The organism is Oerskovia sp. Root22 (assembly GCF_001429135.1).
Taxonomy (GTDB): domain Bacteria; phylum Actinomycetota; class Actinomycetes; order Actinomycetales; family Cellulomonadaceae; genus Oerskovia; species Oerskovia enterophila.
In genome coordinates this window covers 167804-187115 of the sequence record NZ_LMIL01000010.1, presented here as the reverse complement: position 1 = coordinate 187115, position 19312 = coordinate 167804, and the positions used below count along the sequence as shown (strand labels likewise).

At 72.8% G+C, this 19312-nt stretch carries 14 protein-coding genes; 8 read left to right on the top strand and 6 right to left on the bottom strand.

Going from position 1 to position 19312, the window contains the following annotated elements; translation table 11 throughout:
* Nucleotides 1-43: 43 nt before the first annotated feature.
* Nucleotides 44-1033, top strand: a complete 990-nt coding sequence (locus ASE15_RS14555; RefSeq protein WP_056646070.1) for a stage II sporulation protein M — start codon at nt 44-46, stop codon at nt 1031-1033.
* A 3-nt stretch (nt 1034-1036) separates the two neighbouring features.
* Here the strand turns inward: ASE15_RS14555 and ASE15_RS14550 are convergent, their stop codons facing one another.
* The 6 genes from ASE15_RS14550 to ASE15_RS14525 form a co-directional block, all read right to left on the bottom strand.
* Nucleotides 1037-2233 carry a winged helix DNA-binding domain-containing protein gene (locus ASE15_RS14550; protein WP_056764009.1) on the bottom strand — a complete coding sequence of 399 codons (1197 nt, stop codon included), beginning with the start codon at nt 2231-2233 and terminating at the stop codon, nt 1037-1039.
* A gap of 382 nt (nt 2234-2615) precedes the next feature.
* Nucleotides 2616-3908 (bottom strand): DUF58 domain-containing protein, encoded by a 1293-nt coding sequence (locus ASE15_RS14545; RefSeq protein WP_056764007.1) that lies wholly within the window; start codon nt 3906-3908, stop codon nt 2616-2618.
* Between the two features lie 24 nt (nt 3909-3932).
* Nucleotides 3933-4922 carry a MoxR family ATPase gene (locus ASE15_RS14540; protein WP_056646764.1) on the bottom strand — a complete coding sequence of 330 codons (990 nt, stop codon included), beginning with the start codon at nt 4920-4922 and terminating at the stop codon, nt 3933-3935.
* A gap of 155 nt (nt 4923-5077) precedes the next feature.
* A complete protein-coding gene (locus tag ASE15_RS14535) occupies nt 5078-6337 on the bottom strand; it encodes a DUF4350 domain-containing protein (RefSeq protein ID WP_082618468.1) in 1260 nt (419 codons plus the stop codon).
* Nucleotides 6334-7107 carry a DUF4129 domain-containing protein gene (locus tag ASE15_RS14530; protein WP_235534442.1) on the bottom strand — a complete coding sequence of 258 codons (774 nt, stop codon included), beginning with the start codon at nt 7105-7107 and terminating at the stop codon, nt 6334-6336. The genes ASE15_RS14535 and ASE15_RS14530 overlap by 4 nt, the downstream gene beginning before the upstream one ends.
* Nucleotides 7104-8417, bottom strand: coding sequence for a hypothetical protein (locus tag ASE15_RS14525; RefSeq protein WP_056646079.1), 1314 nt, complete (start codon nt 8415-8417; stop codon nt 7104-7106). The genes ASE15_RS14530 and ASE15_RS14525 overlap by 4 nt, the downstream gene beginning before the upstream one ends.
* A gap of 208 nt (nt 8418-8625) precedes the next feature.
* Between ASE15_RS14525 and mtrA the strand changes: the two genes are divergently transcribed.
* The 7 genes from mtrA to secA all read left to right on the top strand — a co-directional run bounded on the left by mtrA (nt 8626) and on the right by secA (nt 19308).
* Nucleotides 8626-9309, top strand: a complete 684-nt coding sequence (gene mtrA, locus ASE15_RS14520; RefSeq protein ID WP_056646082.1) for an MtrAB system response regulator MtrA — start codon at nt 8626-8628, stop codon at nt 9307-9309.
* Between the two features lie 101 nt (nt 9310-9410).
* Entirely contained in the window at nt 9411-11102 is a 1692-nt protein-coding gene (gene mtrB / locus ASE15_RS14515) for an MtrAB system histidine kinase MtrB (RefSeq protein WP_082608549.1), read from the top strand.
* On the top strand, nt 11099-12823 hold the full coding sequence (locus tag ASE15_RS14510; protein WP_056646085.1) for an LpqB family beta-propeller domain-containing protein: 1725 nt from the start codon (nt 11099-11101) through the stop codon (nt 12821-12823). The genes mtrB and ASE15_RS14510 overlap by 4 nt, the downstream gene beginning before the upstream one ends.
* Before the next feature lie 104 nt (nt 12824-12927).
* Nucleotides 12928-13845, top strand: a complete 918-nt coding sequence (locus ASE15_RS14505; RefSeq protein WP_235534441.1) for a ComF family protein — start codon at nt 12928-12930, stop codon at nt 13843-13845.
* 220 nt (nt 13846-14065) lie between these two features.
* Nucleotides 14066-14713, top strand: a complete 648-nt coding sequence (hpf, locus tag ASE15_RS14500) for a ribosome hibernation-promoting factor, HPF/YfiA family (protein WP_056646087.1) — start codon at nt 14066-14068, stop codon at nt 14711-14713.
* Nucleotides 14714-14852: 139 nt separating this feature from the next.
* Nucleotides 14853-16130 carry a winged helix-turn-helix domain-containing protein gene (locus ASE15_RS14495; protein ID WP_056764004.1) on the top strand — a complete coding sequence of 426 codons (1278 nt, stop codon included), beginning with the start codon at nt 14853-14855 and terminating at the stop codon, nt 16128-16130.
* 190 nt (nt 16131-16320) lie between these two features.
* Nucleotides 16321-19308 (top strand): preprotein translocase subunit SecA, encoded by a 2988-nt coding sequence (gene secA, locus ASE15_RS14490; RefSeq protein ID WP_056764001.1) that lies wholly within the window; start codon nt 16321-16323, stop codon nt 19306-19308.
* Nucleotides 19309-19312: the final 4 nt, after the last annotated feature.

Genomic DNA, 19312 nt, shown 5'->3' with positions numbered 1-19312 from the left:
CAAGGGCGGTCCTGCAGGCTCCAGGTGTGGCAAGGTTGCCCGCGTGGACCTGGATGCCTTCAACGCCGTGCACAGCGCCGAGTGGTCGCGACTCGAGGAGCTGACCAAGAAGCGCTCGCTCGACGGTGCCGAGGCCGACGAGCTCGTCCGTCTCTACCAGTCGGTCGCGACGCACCTGTCCACGATCCGTTCGGCTGCCCCGGACCCGGTGCTCATCACCCGGCTCTCCGACCTGCTCGGGCGCGCCCGGACGCGCATCGCCGGGGCCCACGAGCCCGCGTGGCGTGACGTCGTGCGGTTCGCGACCGTCTCGGTGCCCGCGGCCCTGTACCGGATCCGGTGGTGGACCGTGACGATCATGGTCCTGTTCGTGGGCGTCGCCGTGGTCTCGGGATGGTGGGTCGCCACGAACCCGGACGCGCTCGCCTCGATGGGGACTCCCGCGGCGCGCGAGCAGTACGTCGACGAGGCCTTCGCGAGCTACTACGACCCCGGCGCGGGCTTCGCGTCGATGGTCTGGACCAACAACGCCCGGATCGCCGCGCTGTGCATCGCGCTCGGGATCTCCGGGGTGTTCCCGGCGTACATCATGTTCGCCAACGCGGTCGGCGTGGGGTCGACGGGCGGCATGATGGCGTACTACGGCGAGCTCGACACGTTCCTCACCCTCATCGCCCCGCACGGGCTGCTCGAGCTCACCGCGATCTTCGTCGCGGGAGCCGCCGGGCTCAGGCTCTTCTGGGCCCTGATCGACCCAGGGCCCCGCACCCGCGGCCGGGCCGTCGCGGAGGAGGGGCGGGCACTGTTCACGATCGCGATCGGGCTCGTGGTGGTCCTGGCGGTGTCCGGGCTCATCGAGGGGTTCGTGACCGGGTCGGGCATGGCGTGGTGGCTCAAGATCGTGATCGGTGCGGTCGCGCTCGCGGCGTTCTGGGTCTACACGATCGTTCTCGGTCGGCGCGCCGTGCAGGCGGGCGAGACGGGCGACCTCACGGCAGACCACGCGGGAGACGTCGCGCCCGTCGCGGCCTGAGACCTACCCGGCGCCGACTGCCACCACGTGCTCGGCCGCCTCGGGGGCCACGAACCGGAGCAGCTCGTCGCCGCGCTCCTCGAGAGCGGCCCGCTGGGCGGGCGTGAACGTGCGGCCGAGCGGGGTGACGTCGAGCTGCGCGACGGCGCCGGGCGACGTGGCCGGCCGCGAGCCGGACCGTCGGACCTTCCACGTCGCGGCGACGTAGCCGTCCACCAGGACCGTCCCGGGCACCTGGCCGTTGACGGTCGTGATCGCCTTGCGCCGCACGTCGTCCACGACGCGCGTGCGGTCGGCGTGACCCAGCACCAGGTTGTCGAACTCCGCGACGAGCGCGAGGGGCGCGGGGGCGTCCGCGCCGGGGCGGGGTGCTCCCGGCAGGTCGAGGAGCTCCTTGCCGTCGGGTCCGGTGAAGGTCGTGAGCTCGGGGCGCAGGTGCCCGACGACGTCGCGCAGCCCCGTCAGGCCCGACCACCTCTGGGCGTCCATGACCGTCGCCGGGCCGAACGCAGCGAGGTAGCGCCGCACGAGTCGCACGAGGGCCTCGAAGCGTTCGTCGGGGTCGCGGAGCGATCGGCTCGGGCGGCCGAACCAGGCGTCCGCCGTGGTCCACGTCGTCGTCGTGCCGGGGCCGCTCGCGCCCCACACCCCGCGCGGCGTGACCTGCACGAGCGGGAGGTAGCAGCGGGCCGTGTAGGCCAGGTGCTGAGGATGGACGTCGGGCCAGCGCTCACCGAGGAGCCGGCCCAGGTCGGTCGAGGTGAGCGGCGCCTCGGCCAGGAGGTCCTGCGCGGCCGCCGCGACGTCGTCGAGGTCCGTGCCGACCAACGCCTTGGCGTGGACGCTGCCCACGCGCACGCCGGACTCGAGCAGCGGGCGCAGCACGCCCGGGAGCTCGAGGGCGTCGTCGGCCGTGACGAGGTGGACGGTGCCGCGCATCACGGCGATGCGCGTGACCGAGCGGTCGTCGAACCTGTTCGCGAGGTCGTCGGTGCGGAACCCCTCGAGGCGCGACCACAGCCCGGGGTACGGGGTCGTGGGGACCTGCGACTGGAGCCCGACGAGGTGGTCGATCTCGGCGCGAGCGGGCGCGCCCGCCGCGGGGGCCGGGCGCGGTGCGAGAAGGTGCTGGCGTGCCAGCAGCGCGCGGTTGAGGTCGTCGAGGCTGAGCGTGGGCCCGTGGCGGCCGGCGGCGGTCATGGTGCCATCCTGCCGCGAGGGGCCGACACGCGGGACGTCTGCGGACGCGTGTCAGGACGCCGTGCGACCCTGCCCGGCAGCGGTCCTGCCGGGTCGCGGGGTCAGAAGATCAGGAAGCCGAGCGCGGGGATGACGAAGGTCGCGGACAGCGCGAAGATCACGATGATCGCGACCCGGCGGTTGCGTGCTTCACGGTCGCGCGAGGTGGCCGGTCGGCGCACGGTGCTGCTCCTTCGGTGGTGGGGCGGGACGGGTACCAGCCTAGACGGCGCCCTGGGAGCGCTGCGACGGGTCGTGTGACGGAGCTGTGAGGGCAGGACGCGCAGGTCTCGTCAGGACCGGCGCGACCCCGGGGCCACGCCGGTCCTGACGGCGCTGTGGGTCACAACCGTCCGGCCGCCTTGAGCGCGAGGTAGGTGTCGGCGAGCCGCGGCGCGAGCTCCTCGGGCAGCCCCTCGACCACCTCGACGCCCTTCTGCGAGAGCACGGTCCGCACCGCGGTGCGCTCGAGCTCGACGCGTGCCGCGGCCGCGGCGTCGTAGATGTCGGCCGTCGATCCCCGGGCAGCGCGCAGCGCCGCGACCTCGGGGTCGGCGACCGAGGCCACGACGACCTGGTGCTTGGAGGTCAGCTGCCCGACGACGGGCAGCAGGCCGGTCTCGACGGCTGCCGGGTCGAGCGTCGTGAGCAGGACCACGAGCGCGCGCTGAGAGAGGCGCTGGTGGACCGAGCCGACGAGTCCCGGCCAGTCGGTCTCGAGCAGCGCGGGCTCGATGGGCGCGAGCGCGTCGGCCAGGGCAGGCATGAGGCGGGGGCCGGCCGCACCCGCGACCCGGGCGCGCACGCTGCGGTCGTACGCGAACAGCTCGACCCGGTCGCCCGCCCGTCCGGCGAGGGCCGAGAGCAGCAGGGCCGCCTCGATGCTCGCGTCGAGGCGCGGCTCGTCGCCGATGCGGGCCGCCGACGTGCGCGAGGTGTCGAGCACGATCAGGACACGGCGGTCACGCTCGGGTCGCCACGTCCGCACGACCATGTCCGCCCGGCGTGCCGAGGCCCGCCAGTCGATCGACCGTACGTCGTCGCCGATCACGTACTCGCGCAGCGAGTCGAACTCGGTCCCCTCGCCGCGTACCTGGACCGCGGCGCGCCCGTCCATCTCGCGCAGCCGGGCGAGGCGGCTCGGCAGGTGCCGTCGCGAGGCGAACTCGGGCAGGACGCGCAGGCGGCCGGGCACGTCGAGCGAGACCTGGCGGGCCGCGAGGCCGAGCGGTCCCACGGCCCGGACCGTGACCTTGTCCGCGAGCCGGTCACCGCGCCGGGTGGGTACCAGCACGGTCGTCAGGCGCGCCGACTCGCCCAGGGGCAGGTCGACGGTGTGCCGGTTGACCTGAGGGCCCGCCGACGGGGCCCAGGCGTCCCGGACCACCGCGCGCAGGCGCCTCCCGGTCTGGTTCGTCACGACGAGCTGCGACGTCGCGCGGCCCGTGAGGCGGACCGAGCCGGGGACGCGCCGCTCGACCGCGACCCGTCGCGGGGAGGCCGCGAGGGTCACGTCGAGCGCGCACAGCAGCGCGACCACGAGCGCCCAGACCAGGACCGTGCCGTACGAGGGCACGACGAGGACCGCCACCACCCCGAGGGCGGCGAGCGCGACGGCGCGCCACGTCAGAGCCATGTCATCCCTTCAGGACGCCGGCGCTCAGCGCGGGACCGGCACGGAGGCCAGCACCGTGTCGAGCACGCTCTCCGCGGTCACGCCCTCGAGCTCGGCCTCGGGGCGCAGCTGGACGCGGTGACGCAGCGTCGGGTGGGCCAGGGCCTTGACGTCGTCGGGCGTGACGTAGCCGCGACCTGACAGCCAGGCCCACGCGCGCGACGTCGCGAGCAGCGCCGTGGCGCCTCGGGGCGACACACCCAGCGACAGCGAGGGAGAGTGACGCGTCGCGCGGCACAGGTCCACGGCGTAGCCGAGGACCTCGCGCGAGACCTGGACCTGGGCGACCTCGGCACGCGCGCGGTCGAGGACCTCGCGGCCCGCGACGGGGCGGACGCCCGCCGCGGCGAGGTCGCGCGGGTTGAAGCCCGCGGCGTGCCGTGCGAGGACCTCGATCTCCTGGTCGCGCTCGGGCAGCGGCAGGACGAGCTTGAGCAGGAAGCGGTCGAGCTGGGCCTCGGGCAGCGGGTAGGTGCCCTCGTACTCGACGGGGTTCTGCGTCGCGATGACGAGGAACGGGTCCGGCAGCATCCGCGGCGTCCCGTCGACCGAGACCTGGCGCTCCTCCATGGCCTCGAGCAGCGAGGCCTGGGTCTTGGGGGGCGTGCGGTTGATCTCGTCGGCCAGCAGCAGGTTCGTGAAGACGGGGCCCTCGCGGAACGAGAACTCGGCCGTGCGTGCGTCGTACACGAGCGATCCCGTGACGTCGCCGGGCATGAGGTCGGGCGTGAACTGGACACGCTTGGTGTCCAGGTCGAGCGAGGCCGCGAGCGTGCGCACGAGCAGCGTCTTGGCGACGCCGGGCACGCCCTCGAGGAGCACGTGGCCCTTGCAGAGCATCGCGATGAGCAGGCTCGTGACCGCTGCGTCCTGACCCACGACGGCCTTGCCGACCTCGGTCCGCACGGCCGCGAGGGCCGCGCGCAGGTCGTGCGAGGGGCCCGACGGCGCAGCCTGGGCGGGAGCGTCGGTCACGGGCTGCGGAGCGGGGGCCGTGGGCGCCTGCGCGTGGGCGGGCTGGACGGGGGGAACCGGAGCCCCGTAGGCGGGCGGCGTGGCGGGCTGGGCCTGCGGCGGCGCATAGCGCTCGGCGGGCTGCTGATAGGGGTTCGTCCCCTCGGGGTGGTGCGTCACGGGTGGAAGACCTCGCTCTCCAACTGGTCAAGGTGACGCGCGAGCTCGAGCAGCGCTGCGTCGTCGGCGGGTGGTGGGCCGTACAGGAGGTGCGCGACCTGCTCGGCCGGTCGGTGCGTGGCGCGGACGATCGCGTCGATCAGCGCCGGGGCGGCGGCCGAGCGGGGGAGCCCCAGGCGTGAGGCCATGCGGTCGGCGCTGTGGGCCCGCAGGCCCGCGGCGGCGTGGCCGCGCGAGCGGGAGCGGCGGTAGAGCCGCCCGCGTCCGCGCGTGGTCTCCGAGGCGCGGACCACGACGGGCAGGTCCTCGGTCACGAGCCGTCCCAGGCGGCGCCCGCGCCAGAGCGCCGCGAAGAACGCGACCACGAGGAGCTGCACGAGCACGACCGTGACCCACGGGGGGAGTGCGCCGGTGCCCGCACCGACGTCCTCGGAGATCGTGTCGTCCGTGAGGCTCGGCACGAACCACGTGAGGGTCTCGTGGTGCCCGAGCGACCGCAGCGCGAGCGCGGCGTTCCCGTCCCGGGTGATGCCCGAGTTGGTGAGCAGGGCGGCGTCGTCGAGGGCGACGACGCGGCGCTCGCCCTCGTGGACGAGGTAGGCGCCGGTGTCCGGGGGGCTGTCGTCGCCCGGGAAGCAGACGGTCGAGCCGGGACCGGTCGCGGTGAGACCGAAGCCCGTGCTGCGGATGCTGCCCGCGGCGACGGCGTCGGGGTCGGTGCAGTCGGGGGCCCGGGTGGCGTCGGGGGACGACCAGTCGTCGGCCAGGGTCGCGGTCCCGCCGGTCGCGCCCTCGAGCAGGTCGTACCCGGGCTCGACGAGCACCAGGTCCGCCTCTGTCTCGAGGAGGGCGTCGATCTGCTCGGGCAGGAGGTCGAGGTCCGAGGTCACGAGGAGAGTGGTCCCGGCGAGTGCCCGGGAGACGGCGTCCGCGGTGGTGGTCACGTACTCGACGTCGACGCCCTGGTCGCCGAGCACCTGGGCGAGCGCGCGGGCGCCGGAGGGGCCCGGGTTGTCGGGGGCCAGCGGGGTGCTCGACACCGCCGGCCGGGACAGGGCCGCGAGGCCCGCGACGATCGCGACGAGGAGCAGCACCGCGAGCGGCCACCGCACGGCACGCCACCGACGCCGCGCGCGCGAGCCGGCCGTGGTGCCGTCGCCCATGACCGGGGTGGGGACGTACGCCGTGGTGACCGCGGTCGAGGACGTGTCCGGGGCAGAGACCGGTGGTGGCGGAGCTGCGAGCCCTGTCGTCATCGGTCTGCTCCCGTGGTCGAGGACGTCCCGGCCCCGACGGGCAGGTCGCCGGCTCCGTCGGCGTGATCCGGCGTCGGGCCGGTACCGACGGGCGTCGGGCGGGTCGCGAGCGCTGCGGCGTCGAGCTCGCGCAGCGTCTGGTCGGCGGCGGCGCCGACGGACACCTTCCCGTACCGGACGTCGTCGAACAGGCGGGCGCCGCCCGCGAGCCGGTCCGCGAGGGACGGAAGACGCAGGGTCGCCGCGTCGGCCGCCTCGTGGGCCGTGCGCCCGGGGCGCGGGTCGAGGATCACCCGTTCCTCGAGCGAGCGGACGACGGCCCGGTAGCGCTCGACGACGGCCGTGGCCCAGTCGCCGGCCGCCGCCGCGGCGTCGGCCGCCGCGCGCAGGTCGGTGGCCGAGCGCGTGTCGTCCTCGAACACCGTGGCCGACGTACGAGCCCGGCGCGAGAGCCGGACGGGGCCCGCGATCACGTAGGCGATCACCGCGACGACGAGGACCACGCCGACCACGACGAGCGACGCGACCACCGGGTTCACGTCGAGGACCTCGACGCCGTCGAACAGACCGACCAGCCAGTCGATGAAGCGCATGAGCAGGGACGGCTGGTCCTGGTAGACGGGATCGAGCAGCTCCTCCTGGAGCCAGCGGCGGGCGGTGTCGGCGTCGGGAGTCACGGGGACGTCCCCACGCAGCGCCACCGGCAGCTCCAGGCGCGCCGACCAGGCCGCCTGCCCGGCGGCGAGCGACGCGGAGAGCGCCCCGGTCACGCCGTGCCGTGCTCGGCGTGCTCGTTCGCCGCAGCAGTGAGCTCGACGTCGAGTCCCTCACGGCGCATGCGCACGTCGATGTAGAGGAGCGAGACGACGCCGGCGAGGAACACCGACGTGACGACCGAGCTGATGATCTGTGCCACCGCGGTCAGGGCCAGGACCCCGAAGGTGTCCGTCACGAGGAAGGTCGTGATGGCCGAGAACGGGTAGACGACGATGCTGGCGATGACGCTCACCGCGATGTAGGCCAGCAGCGAGATCCCGAGGGTGCGCCAGTAGGCGCCACGGGTCAGCGTCCAACCACGCACGACGGCCGAACGGAACCCCTGGCCCTCGAGCACCAGGGCGGGAGGGATCAGGAGCGTCCGGACGATGAACCACGCGAGGAACGCGACAAGTCCGGCGAGCCCGACGAGCAGGAGGACGATCCCGAGCCCCACGCCGACCGTGAAGCCCAGGATCGTCAGCAGCACGTACAGGAACGTCGCCACGTAGACCACGAGGTTGCTGAGGAACGAGAAGCCGATGAGGGGCCACACCTTGGAGCGCACCTGGGCCCAGACCTCACCCACGGTCGCCTTGCGCCCGATGACCGACTGCCCGACGGACGTGATCAGGATGCCGTTGACGATCGGCAGCGCGAGCGCGAGGACGACGCCGGTCACGAGCGACGCCCCCAGGAGCGGGAGCATGTCCGTGAGGACCTGTACGTCGCTGCCGAGCTCTGTCTCGAGCTGGGCGAGCTGCGGCGCGAAGATCCCGGACACGAGGGCTCCGAGCGCCATCCCGAGGATCGTCGCGATCGCGATCACGGTCGCGCTCATCCCGAGCATGACCTTGGGGTTGGAACGGATCGCGCCGAACGCGCCGTCGAAGATCTCGCCCAGCGTCAGGGGGCGCAGCGGGATGATGCCGGGCTTGTTCGCGGGCGGGGCGTAGGGCATCCCGGCGAAGGCCGGCGGTCCGTAGCCGGGCTGCACCGGGGCGCCGTACTGGGGGGCACCGTACTGCCCCTGCTGGCCCTGCTGTCCGTACTGGCCCGGCTGCCCGTACTGCGGCTGGCCCCAGGCGTTCGGCGCGGGCTGGCCCGGCTGCGCGGGCTGGCCGTACTGGCCCTGCTGGCCGTACGGCGTACCGGGCTGCGTCGGCTGGCCGTACTGACCGGGCTGTCCGTACTGCGGCGCACCGGGCTGGACGGGTGCGCCGCCACCGGGCGTGACCGTGCCCTCAGGGGGCTGCGGTGCGCGCTGGCCGTAGCGCGGGGTGTCGTCCGGTGCTGGCGTGCCGGCGTCGTCGGGCGTCGTCATCTGCTCTGCTGTCCCCGCTCGGTTCTGTGGGGCCCGGAGGCCTCGTCCTGGTGCGGCCGTGCACGGCACTGCGGCAGTGCCCTGCGTGGTCGCGGCCCACCCTAGTACGGGGGCCTGTCAGGTGCTGCGAGCGAACCGCCCGGGTGAACAGTGGGCGCCGTACGGTGGTTCGGTCGGGCGCTGCCGGGGTCGATGGCAAAATGGGGTCATGAAGGTACGCGTGCTTGTGGTCGACGACGACACCGCCCTCTCCGAGATGATCGGCATCGTGCTGCGCTCCGAGGGGTTCGACCCGGTCTTCTGCGCGGACGGGGACCTCGCCCTGGCGACGTTCCGCAGCACGCAGCCGGACCTCGTCCTCCTGGACCTGATGCTCCCGGGCAAGGACGGCACCGAGGTGTGCCGCCTGATCCGCGCGGAGTCCGGGGTGCCCATCATCATGCTCACGGCCAAGAGCGACACGGTCGACGTGGTGCTCGGCCTCGAGTCCGGAGCAGACGACTACATCTCCAAGCCGTTCAAGCCCAAGGAGCTCGTGGCTCGCATCCGTGCGCGGCTGCGCCGCTCGGACGAGCCGGCCCCCGAGCACCTGGCGATCGGTGACGTGGAGATCGACGTGACGGGGCACCGGGTCACGCGCGACGCGCGCCCCATCGCGCTCACGCCGCTCGAGTTCGACCTGCTGGTCGCCCTCGCGCGCAAGCCCTGGCAGGTCTTCACGCGCGAGGTCCTCCTGGAGAAGGTCTGGGGCTATCGCCACGCTGCGGACACACGCCTGGTGAACGTCCACGTGCAGCGGCTGCGGTCCAAGGTCGAGCACGACCCGGAGAACCCGGAGATCGTCCTGACGGTGCGCGGCGTCGGCTACAAGGCGGGCGCGGCACGCGGGTGAGCAGCTCGTCGCTGCGAGGTCGGGTGGGGCTGAGGTTCCGCCGTACCCGACGTCGTGTGCGCGCCACGGTCGGTCGGCTCACCTGGCGCGCCCGGTCGTCGATGCAGCTGCGCGTGGTCGGGACCGCGCTCGTCGTGGGTGCGGTCACGGTCGCGGCCCTCGGGGCCTACCTGTCGAGCACCATGCGTGACGGCCTGTTCGAGCAGCGGCTCGAGCAGATCAACGTCGAGAGCGCGAACTCGTTCCAGCAGGCGCAGAGCCTGTTCACGGCGTCGCTGTCCAAGACCAAGGACTCCGAGCTCCAGACGCTCCTGCTCGACGTCCACAACACCCTGCGCACGAGCGGCAGCCCCGACCGCAAGATCTTCCTCATGCGGCCCGAGGGGGCCACCTCGCGCCTCAACGACGTCAGCACCGACAACCAGCTGACGAGCCTGGTCTCGGACGAGCTGCGCGACGCGGTCCTCGAGAGCGACGGTCGCGAGCTCCAGTCGGTCGCGATCCCGCGGGACCCGTCCGACCCGAGCTCGCCCGTGGACCCCGGAGTGCTCGTGGGCTCCAAGGTCCAGGTCCCCACGGTCGGGACCTACGAGCTCTACTTCCTCTACTCGCTCGCGCCCGAGCAGGAGACGCTGTCCTTCCTCCAGGGGACGCTCGCCCTCGGTGCGGCCTTCATGGTGGGCATCCTGGTGCTCATCACCTGGGTCGTGACCCGCCAGGCGGTCCAGCCGGTCCGCAACGCCGCGAGCGTCGCCGAACGCCTCGCCGACGGTCACCTGAACGAGCGTCTGCCGGTGAAGGGCCACGACGAGCTCGCGACGCTCGCGCGCTCGTTCAACGAGATGGCCGAGAGCCTCCAGCTCCAGATCGGTCGGATGGAGGAGCTGTCGCTGCTCCAGCGGCGCTTCGTGTCGGACGTGTCGCACGAGCTGCGCACGCCGCTCACGACGATCCGCATGGCGGGCGAGGTCCTGCACGCCTCGCGCGACGAGTTCGACCCCGCGTCCAAGCGGTCGGCCGAGCTCCTCCAGACCCAGCTCGACAGGTTCGAGGACCTTCTGGCGGACCTCCTCGAGATCAGCCGGTTCGACGCGGGGGCCGCGCAGCTGGACGCCGAGCGGCGCGACGTGCGTGACGTCGTCAACGCGGCGGTCGACCTCGCGGCTCCGCTCGCCGAGCGCAAGGGCGTGTGGATGTCGGTGCACTTCCCGGACGAGCCCGCGATCGCGGACGTCGACCCGCGACGGGTCGAGCGGATCGTGCGCAACCTCGTGGTCAACGCGATCGAGCACGCCGAGGAGCGACCCGTCGAGATCACTGTCGCGCAGGACCGTCACGCGGTCGCGATCGTCGTCCGTGACCACGGCGTGGGGATGACCGAGGACGAGGCGATGCACGTGTTCGACCGCTTCTGGCGGGCCGACCCGGCGCGGGCTCGCACGACCGGCGGGACCGGGCTCGGCCTGGCGATCTCGCTCGAGGACGCCCACCTGCACGGCGGGTGGCTCGAGGTGTGGGGCCGCCCGGGTCGGGGCGCTGCGTTCCGGCTCACGCTCCCGCTCCGGGCCGGGATCCACCTCGCGTCCTCCCCGCTGCCGCTCGTCCCGGAGGAACCGACCCGCATGCGTGGGCTCGGCCCGGTGACGGGTCCGGTCGGTCAGGTCGAGGACCCGGCCGAGGGGACCACGAGCCCGTCGGCGCTGCCCGTCCTTCCGGACGAGCCTCTGGTCGCCGGACGCCAGGGGGCGCTCCGAGCGGCGTCCGAGCACACCGCCGACGAGGAGCGACCGTGACGAGCACCGTGGAACGACGACGTCGCTGGATCGCGCGGGCCGCGAGCCTCGTCGTGGCGGCTGTCGCGCTCTCGGGCTGCGCGGCGATCCCCACCTCCGGTCCCGTGATCCAGGGGGACACCGTGGTGCAGGGCTTCAACGCTCCGGGCCTGCGGGCGCGGGGTCCCGCGGCCGGAGACGACCCGAAGGGCATCGTGTCGGGCTTCCTGACCGCGCAGGCAGCCGGGCCGGCCGGCGACTTCGACGTCGCGCAGGAGTTCCTCACGTCGGACGACTGGGACTGGAAGACGCAGGTGCTGGTCTTCGACGGGGACCTCGACCTGACGTACGACGAGGAGGCGATGCAGACCGGCGCTGTCACGGTCACGGGCAGCGCGTCGGTCGTCGGGGCGCTCGACAAGCGCGGCGTGTACACCGAGGACGTGCCGGTCACCACGGTCGTCTCGTTCGGGCTCGTGCGTCAGGGGGACGGGCAGTGGAGGATCGAGACGGCCGAGGACGGGTTGCTGCTGTCTCAGGCCAGCTTCCTGGCAGCCTTCAGGTCGACCCGCCTCTACTTCCCCTCGGCCGACCGTGAGGTCCTGGTCCCCGACGAGCGGTGGTTCCCCAACCGGACCTGGCAGACCAACGCGGTGGACGAGACGTTGATCGGCCCCGTCGAGTGGCTCCGGGGGTCGACGGACGTCGTCGTCCCCGAGGGGACGCGCCTGAGCATCGACGCGGTCACGAACGAAGGTGGCGTCGTCGACGTCCGCCTGACGGACGCGATCTCGCTCGCCTCCCCCGAGGACCGTGCGCTGCTCAAGGCGCAGCTCGAGGCGACGCTCTTCGACGCGGTGCCGCTGACGGTCAACCTCTACCGGGGCGAGGACCTGCTCAGCACGCCCGCGGGCGGCCCGGTGCTGGCCAAGGCCGACGCCGTGGGCAACGAGATCGTCGCGGCCGAGGGGCAGGTCATGACGCTCGAGACGGGAGCCGACGACCTGGTGCCGCTGGCGCCTGCCGTCCCGCTCGAGGGCATCGACGCGACCGCGCTCGCGCAGGGCGCCAACGCCCGGCTGCTCGTCGTCAGGGACGGAGCGGGCAGCCTGCTGCGTCTGCCGTCCAAGAACCTTCCGGGCGCGACCCTCCTGACCGGCACCGGTCTGCTCGCTCCGAGCGTGGACCGGCTGGGTGGCGTCTGGTCGGGTCCGCGGGCGCAGGCGGGAGCGCTGCAGGTCGTGCGGTCGGACCTGACCGAACCCGGGACCCCGGTCGACGTGGCGGTCCCGTGGCTCGCTGGTCGCTCCGTCCAGTCGATCCGGGTGGCTCACGACGGGGCGAGGATCGCGGTGGTCAGCTCGGACGCCCTGGGAGCCACGCGCGTCGACGTCGCAGGGATCGTGCGCGACGAGAAGGACGTGCCGACCGCGCTGTCGGAACCTTTCCGTGTCGGGGCACCGATCAGGTCGGCCGCGCAGGTCGTGTGGGCCGACGAGACGCTGCTCGCGGTCCTGGGGACCGACGAGGCGGAGACGTCTCCGGCGGTCCACCTCGTCGCGGTCGGGGGAGACACGACCCGACTCTCCCCGGTCGCGGGAGCGACGGCGATCAGCGCGGGCGACGGGGAACGGACGGTCCAGGTCCTGACCGAGGACGGCACGCTGTTCGGGCGCAGCCGGTCCGGCGCCGTGTGGGAGAAGCGGATCGAGGGGGTCGCCCTGCCGGCGTTCCCGGGTTGACCTGGCGGTGGTCCTGCCCGTGCACAGGCACGGGGACGGGCCACGTGTCCACAGGGCGGGCTCGCCCTCGCCCGGTGTGCGGCGGGACGTGACAGGCTCCGGCCGTGCCCTCCTCCGTGCAGCCCTCCCGGTCCCCGGACGACCCGTCGCCCCGGCCGGGCACGGGACGCGACCGGCGCGTGTCGGTCACGCCTGTCACGCCCGTCACTGCTGCCGGGGGCACACGCCCTCTCGTCGCCGCGCTCGCGGGCGCTGCGGCCTCGCTGACCCGGCTCGTCGTCCCGATCGAGTGTCCGGGCTGCGGTGTGCGGGACATCGCCCTGTGCCCGGCGTGCGCCGGGCTGCTCGACGGCGCCCCGATCCGCCGTGAGCGCGACGCCCCTCGGCTCGACAGGCTCGACGGCCGGGCCCCGTTGCCCGTGTGGGCCTGTGCGCCGTACGCGGGCCCGCTGCGGGACGTGGTCGTGGCGTGGAAGGACAAGGGCCGGGTCGACCTCACGGGGGTGCTCGACGCCGCGGCGCACCACGCTGGGGTGATCCTGGCGCCCGGCGTGCGGGCCGCCGTCGGGCGCGGAGAGGCCAGGGCCCGTGCCGGGAGCGGCCGGGACCCCGTGCTCGTGGTGCCCGCGCCCTCGACCGCCGCAGCACGGCGCGCACGGGGACGAGAACCCGTCCTGTCGCTGGCCCGCGCGCTCGCGCAGGGGCTCTGTGCGGCAGGCGTCGAGGCGACGCCCGTACGGCTGCTGACGCAACGCGGGCACGACCAGGTGGGGCGGGGGTCACGAGGCCGCGGAGAACGGTTGACGACCGTCCGTGCGCCCCGGCGAGGCGCCTCGCCGGGCCCGTCGCTCGCGGGAGCCGCATGCCTCCTGGTCGACGACGTACTCACCACGGGCGCCACGCTCGCGGCCTGCGAGCGGGCCCTGGAAGGGCTCGGAGCGCACGTCCTGGGGGCCTTCGTGGTCGCCGCGACACCCCCTCCGCGGCAGGGTTCCGCGGCCCACGAAGTTCATCTCACGTAGATGCTGCCTTTACCTCGCAGGGGGGTTAACCTGGGGTCCAGTCGTCACGGGGAACGGTTGGTAACGGGACCCGTGCGGCCACAGAGCGACAGGCCCGAGGCTAGGTCTTCGGGCAGGGAGGTGATAGGTACTCCGGATCCCCCTCGGGGGAGCCAGACCCAGGACCACACGGGACGCTCTGGAGTAACGGGAGCGTCCGAGACCCTTTGCGGAGGCTCACATGGAGATCGTTGTCGTCGGCAGGCACACGGAAGTGGCTGACCGCTTCCGCCGACACGTGGAAGAAAAGCTCGCGAAGTTCGAGCAGCTCGCACCGACCGCCCAGCGGATCGACGTCGAGGTCACCCACGAGAACAACCCCCGACTGTCCGAGGTGCGCGAGAGGGTCGAGCTGACCGTCCGCGCCAAGGGACCCGTCGTCCGCGCCGAGGCGGCAGCAGACGACCGGTTCGGGGCACTCGACCTGGCCATGAACAAGCTCCAGGAGAGGCTGCGGCGTGTCAGCGACCGCCGCAAGGACCACCGCAACAACAACCCGCAGCCGCCCGTCGACGTCCGCCCGTTCATCCCGGAGGACAAGCAGCCGGAGCCGGTGGTCGCGCACCCCGGCGTGCCTGGCGAAGCGGTCGAGACCCAGCTCGGCGACTCGCCCGTCGTGATCCGTCAGAAGCTCCACTCCGCCGAGCCCATGACGATCGACGACGCCCTCTACGAGATGGAGATGGTGGGCCACGACTTCTACCTCTTCGTCGACGTCGAGACCGCCCGCCCCTCGGTCGCCTACCGGCGCAGGGGCTGGAGCTACGGGGTCATCGCGCTCGACACGGCCTGCGCGGGTGGCATGAAGGGATCCCCCGACCAGGGGTGAGCACCGTGAGGTCCACGTGACCTAGGACCGACCCGACGGGGTGGCGTCGCCGACCAGGCGGCGCCACCCCGTCGGCGTGCGCCCTGCACCGCGTGGCCCGTGCGGTGTGACGCGGCGCGTGTCAGGGGGGACGGGCAGGATGGGTCGGGTGAAGACCGAGACCATGTCGCTCGCCCAGGCTCGCCGCGTCGCGCTCGCCGCGCAGGGTCTGCACGCCCCCCGGCCCGACGACGGCGCGGCGCCCCGGCAGGTCACGCTGCGGCACGTCCAGCGCACCGTGGACCGCCTGGGGCTGCTCCAGATCGACTCGGTCAACGTCCTGGCCCGGGCGCACCTGGTCCCGCTCTACTCACGGCTCGGTCCCTACGACGTGACCCTGCTCGACCGCGCGGCGGGCCGGGCGCCGCGCCGGCTCGTGGAGTACTGGGGGCACGTGGCCTCGTACGTACCGCCCGAGACCTACCGGCTCCTCGAGTGGCGCCAGCGTGCCTACCGGACCGAGGCGTGGGGGGCCATCAGCGGGGTCGAGCTGTCGCACTCCGCGGTGGTCGAGCACGTCCGGGGGATCGTCGCGGAGCGTGGACCGATCACGGCCGGCGAGGTCCACGAGCTGCTCGAGGCGCAGGGCATGGGCGAGGCGCGCACCACGACAGAGTGGGGCTGGAACTGGTCGCTCGCCAAGCGGGCCCTCGAGTTCCTCTTCTTCACGGGTGAGATCACGGCCGCGCGCCGCAACGCGGCGTTCGAGCGGTGCTACGACCTGACCGAACGCGTCCTTCCCCCCGCGGTCGTCGCGGCCCCACCCGTGAGCGACCAGGACGCGGTCCGCCGGCTCCTGGAGATCGGGGCCAGGGCGCACGGGGTCGGGACGCTGCGCTGCTTCCGCGACTACTTCCGGCTCAAGGGGCCGGACCCACGTCGTGCGCTCGACGAGCTCGTCGAGGACGGCGTGCTCCGGCCCGTCGAGGTGCGGGGTTGGGACGAGACCACGTATCTCCACCGTGACGCCGTGCTCCCGCGCCGGGCCCAGGGGCGCGCGCTGCTCAGCCCGTTCGACCCGCTCGTGTTCGAGCGCACGCGGCTCGAGCAGCTGTTCGGGACCCGCTACCGCATCGAGATCTACGTGCCCGCGGCCAAGCGGGTCCACGGCTACTACGTCCTGCCGTTCCTCCAGGGGGACCGCATCACGGCCAAGGTGGACCTCAAGGCGGACCGCCGCGCGGGCGTCCTGCGGGTCCTCGCGGCCCACCGCGAGGAGTACGCGGACACGGAGACCGCCCCGGCGCTCGCGGCCGAGCTGCGCCTCATGGCGGGCTGGCTGGGGATGGCGAGCGTCGCCGTCGGGCCTGCGGGGGACCTCGCCCCCGCGCTCGCCGCCGAGCTCGCCCAGGTCCCGGTCCAGGGCGCCGCGGGGTAGGCGTCCCGGGCGGCCGGCGATGGGGGTTTCGCCGCAGAGCGAAACCCCCATCGCCGGACAGAAGCCCTACCACGCTCGGGACTCGCCTACGATGGTCTGTGGTGTGATCCAGCCGACTGCCGAACGGTGGTCGCCTCGCATTCGCCCCGGACCGTCCGGCCCGGGGGCGCGATCGATACGGGAGTACTGCGTGCCTGCGATCCTCGAGAAGGTCCTGCGCTTCGGCGAGGGCCGGATCCTGAAGAAGTTGTCCGGCCTGGCTGAGCAGGTCAACAAGCTGGAGCCCAGCTTCGAGGACCTCAGTGACGAGGAGCTGCGCGAGGAGACGGACCGCTTCAAGGAGCGGATCGCGAACGGGGCGACGCTCGACGAGCTGCTCCCCGAGGCCTTCGCCGCGGTCCGCGAGGCGGCTCGCCGCACCCTGGGTCAGCGCGCCTACGACGTGCAGCTCATGGGTGGCGCCGCCCTGCACATGGGCAACATCGCGGAGATGAAGACCGGTGAGGGCAAGACCCTCGTCGGGACGTTCCCGGCGTACCTCAACGCGCTGTCCGGCAAGGGCGTCCACGTCGTCACGGTCAACGACTACCTCGCCAAGTACCAGAGCGACCTGATGGGCCGCGTGTTCCGCGCCCTCGGCCTCACGACCGGCTGCATCATCTCGGGGCAGACCCCGGCGGTCCGCCGCGAGCAGTACGCCGCGGACATCACGTACGGGACGAACAACGAGTTCGGCTTCGACTACCTGCGCGACAACATGGCGTGGAGCACCGACGACCTGGTGCAGCGCGGCCACAACTACGCGATCGTCGACGAGGTCGACTCGATCCTCATCGACGAGGCGCGCACGCCGCTCATCATCTCGGGTCCTGCGTCGGGCGACGCGAACCGCTGGTACGGCGAGTTCTCCAAGGTGGTCCGCCGCCTGAACCCGGAGACCGACTACGAGGTCGACGAGAAGAAGCGCACCATCGGTGTGCTCGAGCCCGGTATCGCGAAGGTCGAGGACTACCTCGGCATCGACAACCTGTACGAGTCGCTCAACACGCCGCTCATCGGGTTCCTCAACAACGCGATCAAGGCCAAGGAGCTCTTCAAGCGCGACAAGGACTACGTCGTCCTCAACGGCGAGGTCATGATCGTCGACGAGCACACGGGCCGCATCCTCGCGGGCCGCCGCTACAACGAGGGCATGCACCAGGCGATCGAGGCCAAGGAGGGCGTGCAGATCAAGGCGGAGAACCAGACGCTCGCCACGATCACGCTCCAGAACTACTTCCGCCTGTACGACAAGATCTCGGGAATGACCGGTACGGCCGACACCGAGGCCGCCGAGTTCCAGGGCACGTACAAGCTGGGTGTCGTCCCCATCCCCACGAACCGCAAGATGCAGCGCGTGGACCAGCCGGACCTCGTCTACAAGAACGAGGAGGGCAAGTTCGACGCGGTCGTCGCGGACATCGTCGAGCGCCACGCCGAGGGGCAGCCGGTCCTGGTGGGCACCACGAGCGTCGAGAAGTCCGAGCTGCTGTCGTCCAAGCTCAAGAAGCAGGGCGTCCCGCACGAGGTCCTCAACGCCAAGCAGCACGAGCGTGAGGCCGCGATCGTCGCGCAGGCCGGCCGCAAGGGCTCGGTCACGGTCGCGACCAACATGGCCGGTCGTGGGACGGACATCATGCTCGGCGGCAACGCCGAGTTCATGGCCGTCGCTGACCTCGCGGCCCGTGGGCTCGACGCCACGGAGAACCCGGACGAGTACGAGGCCGCCTGGCCCGAGGCCGTCGAGCGTGCCAAGGCCGCGGTGGCCGCGGAGCACGACGAGGTCAAGGAGCTCGGCGGGCTGTACGTTCTCGGCACCGAGCGTCACGAGTCGCGCCGTATCGACAACCAGCTGCGTGGTCGTTCCGGCCGTCAGGGGGACCCGGGCGAGTCCCGGTTCTACCTGTCGATGCAGGACGACCTGATGCGTCTGTTCAACTCGAGCCTCGCCGAGTCCATGATGAACCGTGCGGGCTTCCCGGACGACGTGCCGCTCGAGTCCAAGATCGTCACGCGCGGCATCGCGAGCGCGCAGGGCCAGGTCGAGGCGCGCAACTTCGAGATCCGCAAGAACGTCCTCAAGTACGACGACGTCCTCTCGCGTCAGCGCACCGTCATCTACGACGAGCGTCGCCGCGTCCTCGAGGGCGAGGACATGCAGGAGCAGATCCAGCACTTCATCACCGACGTCGTCACGGCGTACGTCGACGGCGCCACGTCCGAGGGGAACCCGGAGCACTGGGACCTCGAGGGCCTGTGGACGGCGCTGCGCGCGGTCTACCCGGTCTCGATCGAGGTGGACGAGGTCGTCGAGCAGGCCGGGGGAGCCACGCGCCTGACGCGTGAGCTGATCCTCGAGGAGATCCTGTCCGACGCACGCGTGGCCTACCAGGACCGTGAGGCGTCGCTCGGGAGCTCCAACATGCGTCAGCTCGAGCGCCGCGTGGTGCTCTCGGTGCTGGACCGCAAGTGGCGTGAGCACCTCTACGAGATGGACTACCTCAAGGAGGGCATCGGCCTGCGCGCCATGGCGCAGCGCGACCCGCTCGTCGAGTACCAGCGCGAGGGCTTCCAGCTCTTCCAGGCCATGACCGAGGCCATCAAGGAGGAGTCGGTCGGCTTCCTGTTCAACCTCGAGGTCAAGGTCGCCGAGCCCACCACGCCCGCGGTCAACCCGTTGTCTGCCGCTGCGGCCGCGGGTCAGGCGTTCGGCGGGACGGCCGGGGCTGCGGCCGCAGGTGCTGCCGTGGCGGCGGCCGCCGCCGCGAAGGCCGCCGCTGAGGCCCAGGCCGTGCAGGACGAGCCGGTCGCCGAGGAGGTCGTGGACGCGCCCGTCGAGGACGCCCCTGCGGCCACCGAGGCTCCTGCGCCGAAGGCCGAGCCCACGCTCATCGCGAAGGGCCTCGACGGCCCGGGCGAGCAGATCCCGCTGCAGTACTCGGCGCCGTCGGACGACGGCTCGGGCCAGACCGTGGTCTCGGGCGACGGCTCGCGCCGCGCTCGCCGCGCCCTGCACGGCGAGGCGACCGCGGTCGAGGGTGACGGGCGCACGTTCCCCGGTACGCCCCGCAACGCCAAGTGCCCCTGCGGCTCGGGCAAGAAGTACAAGCTCTGCCACGGGTTGAACGAAGAGGAGTAGTCCT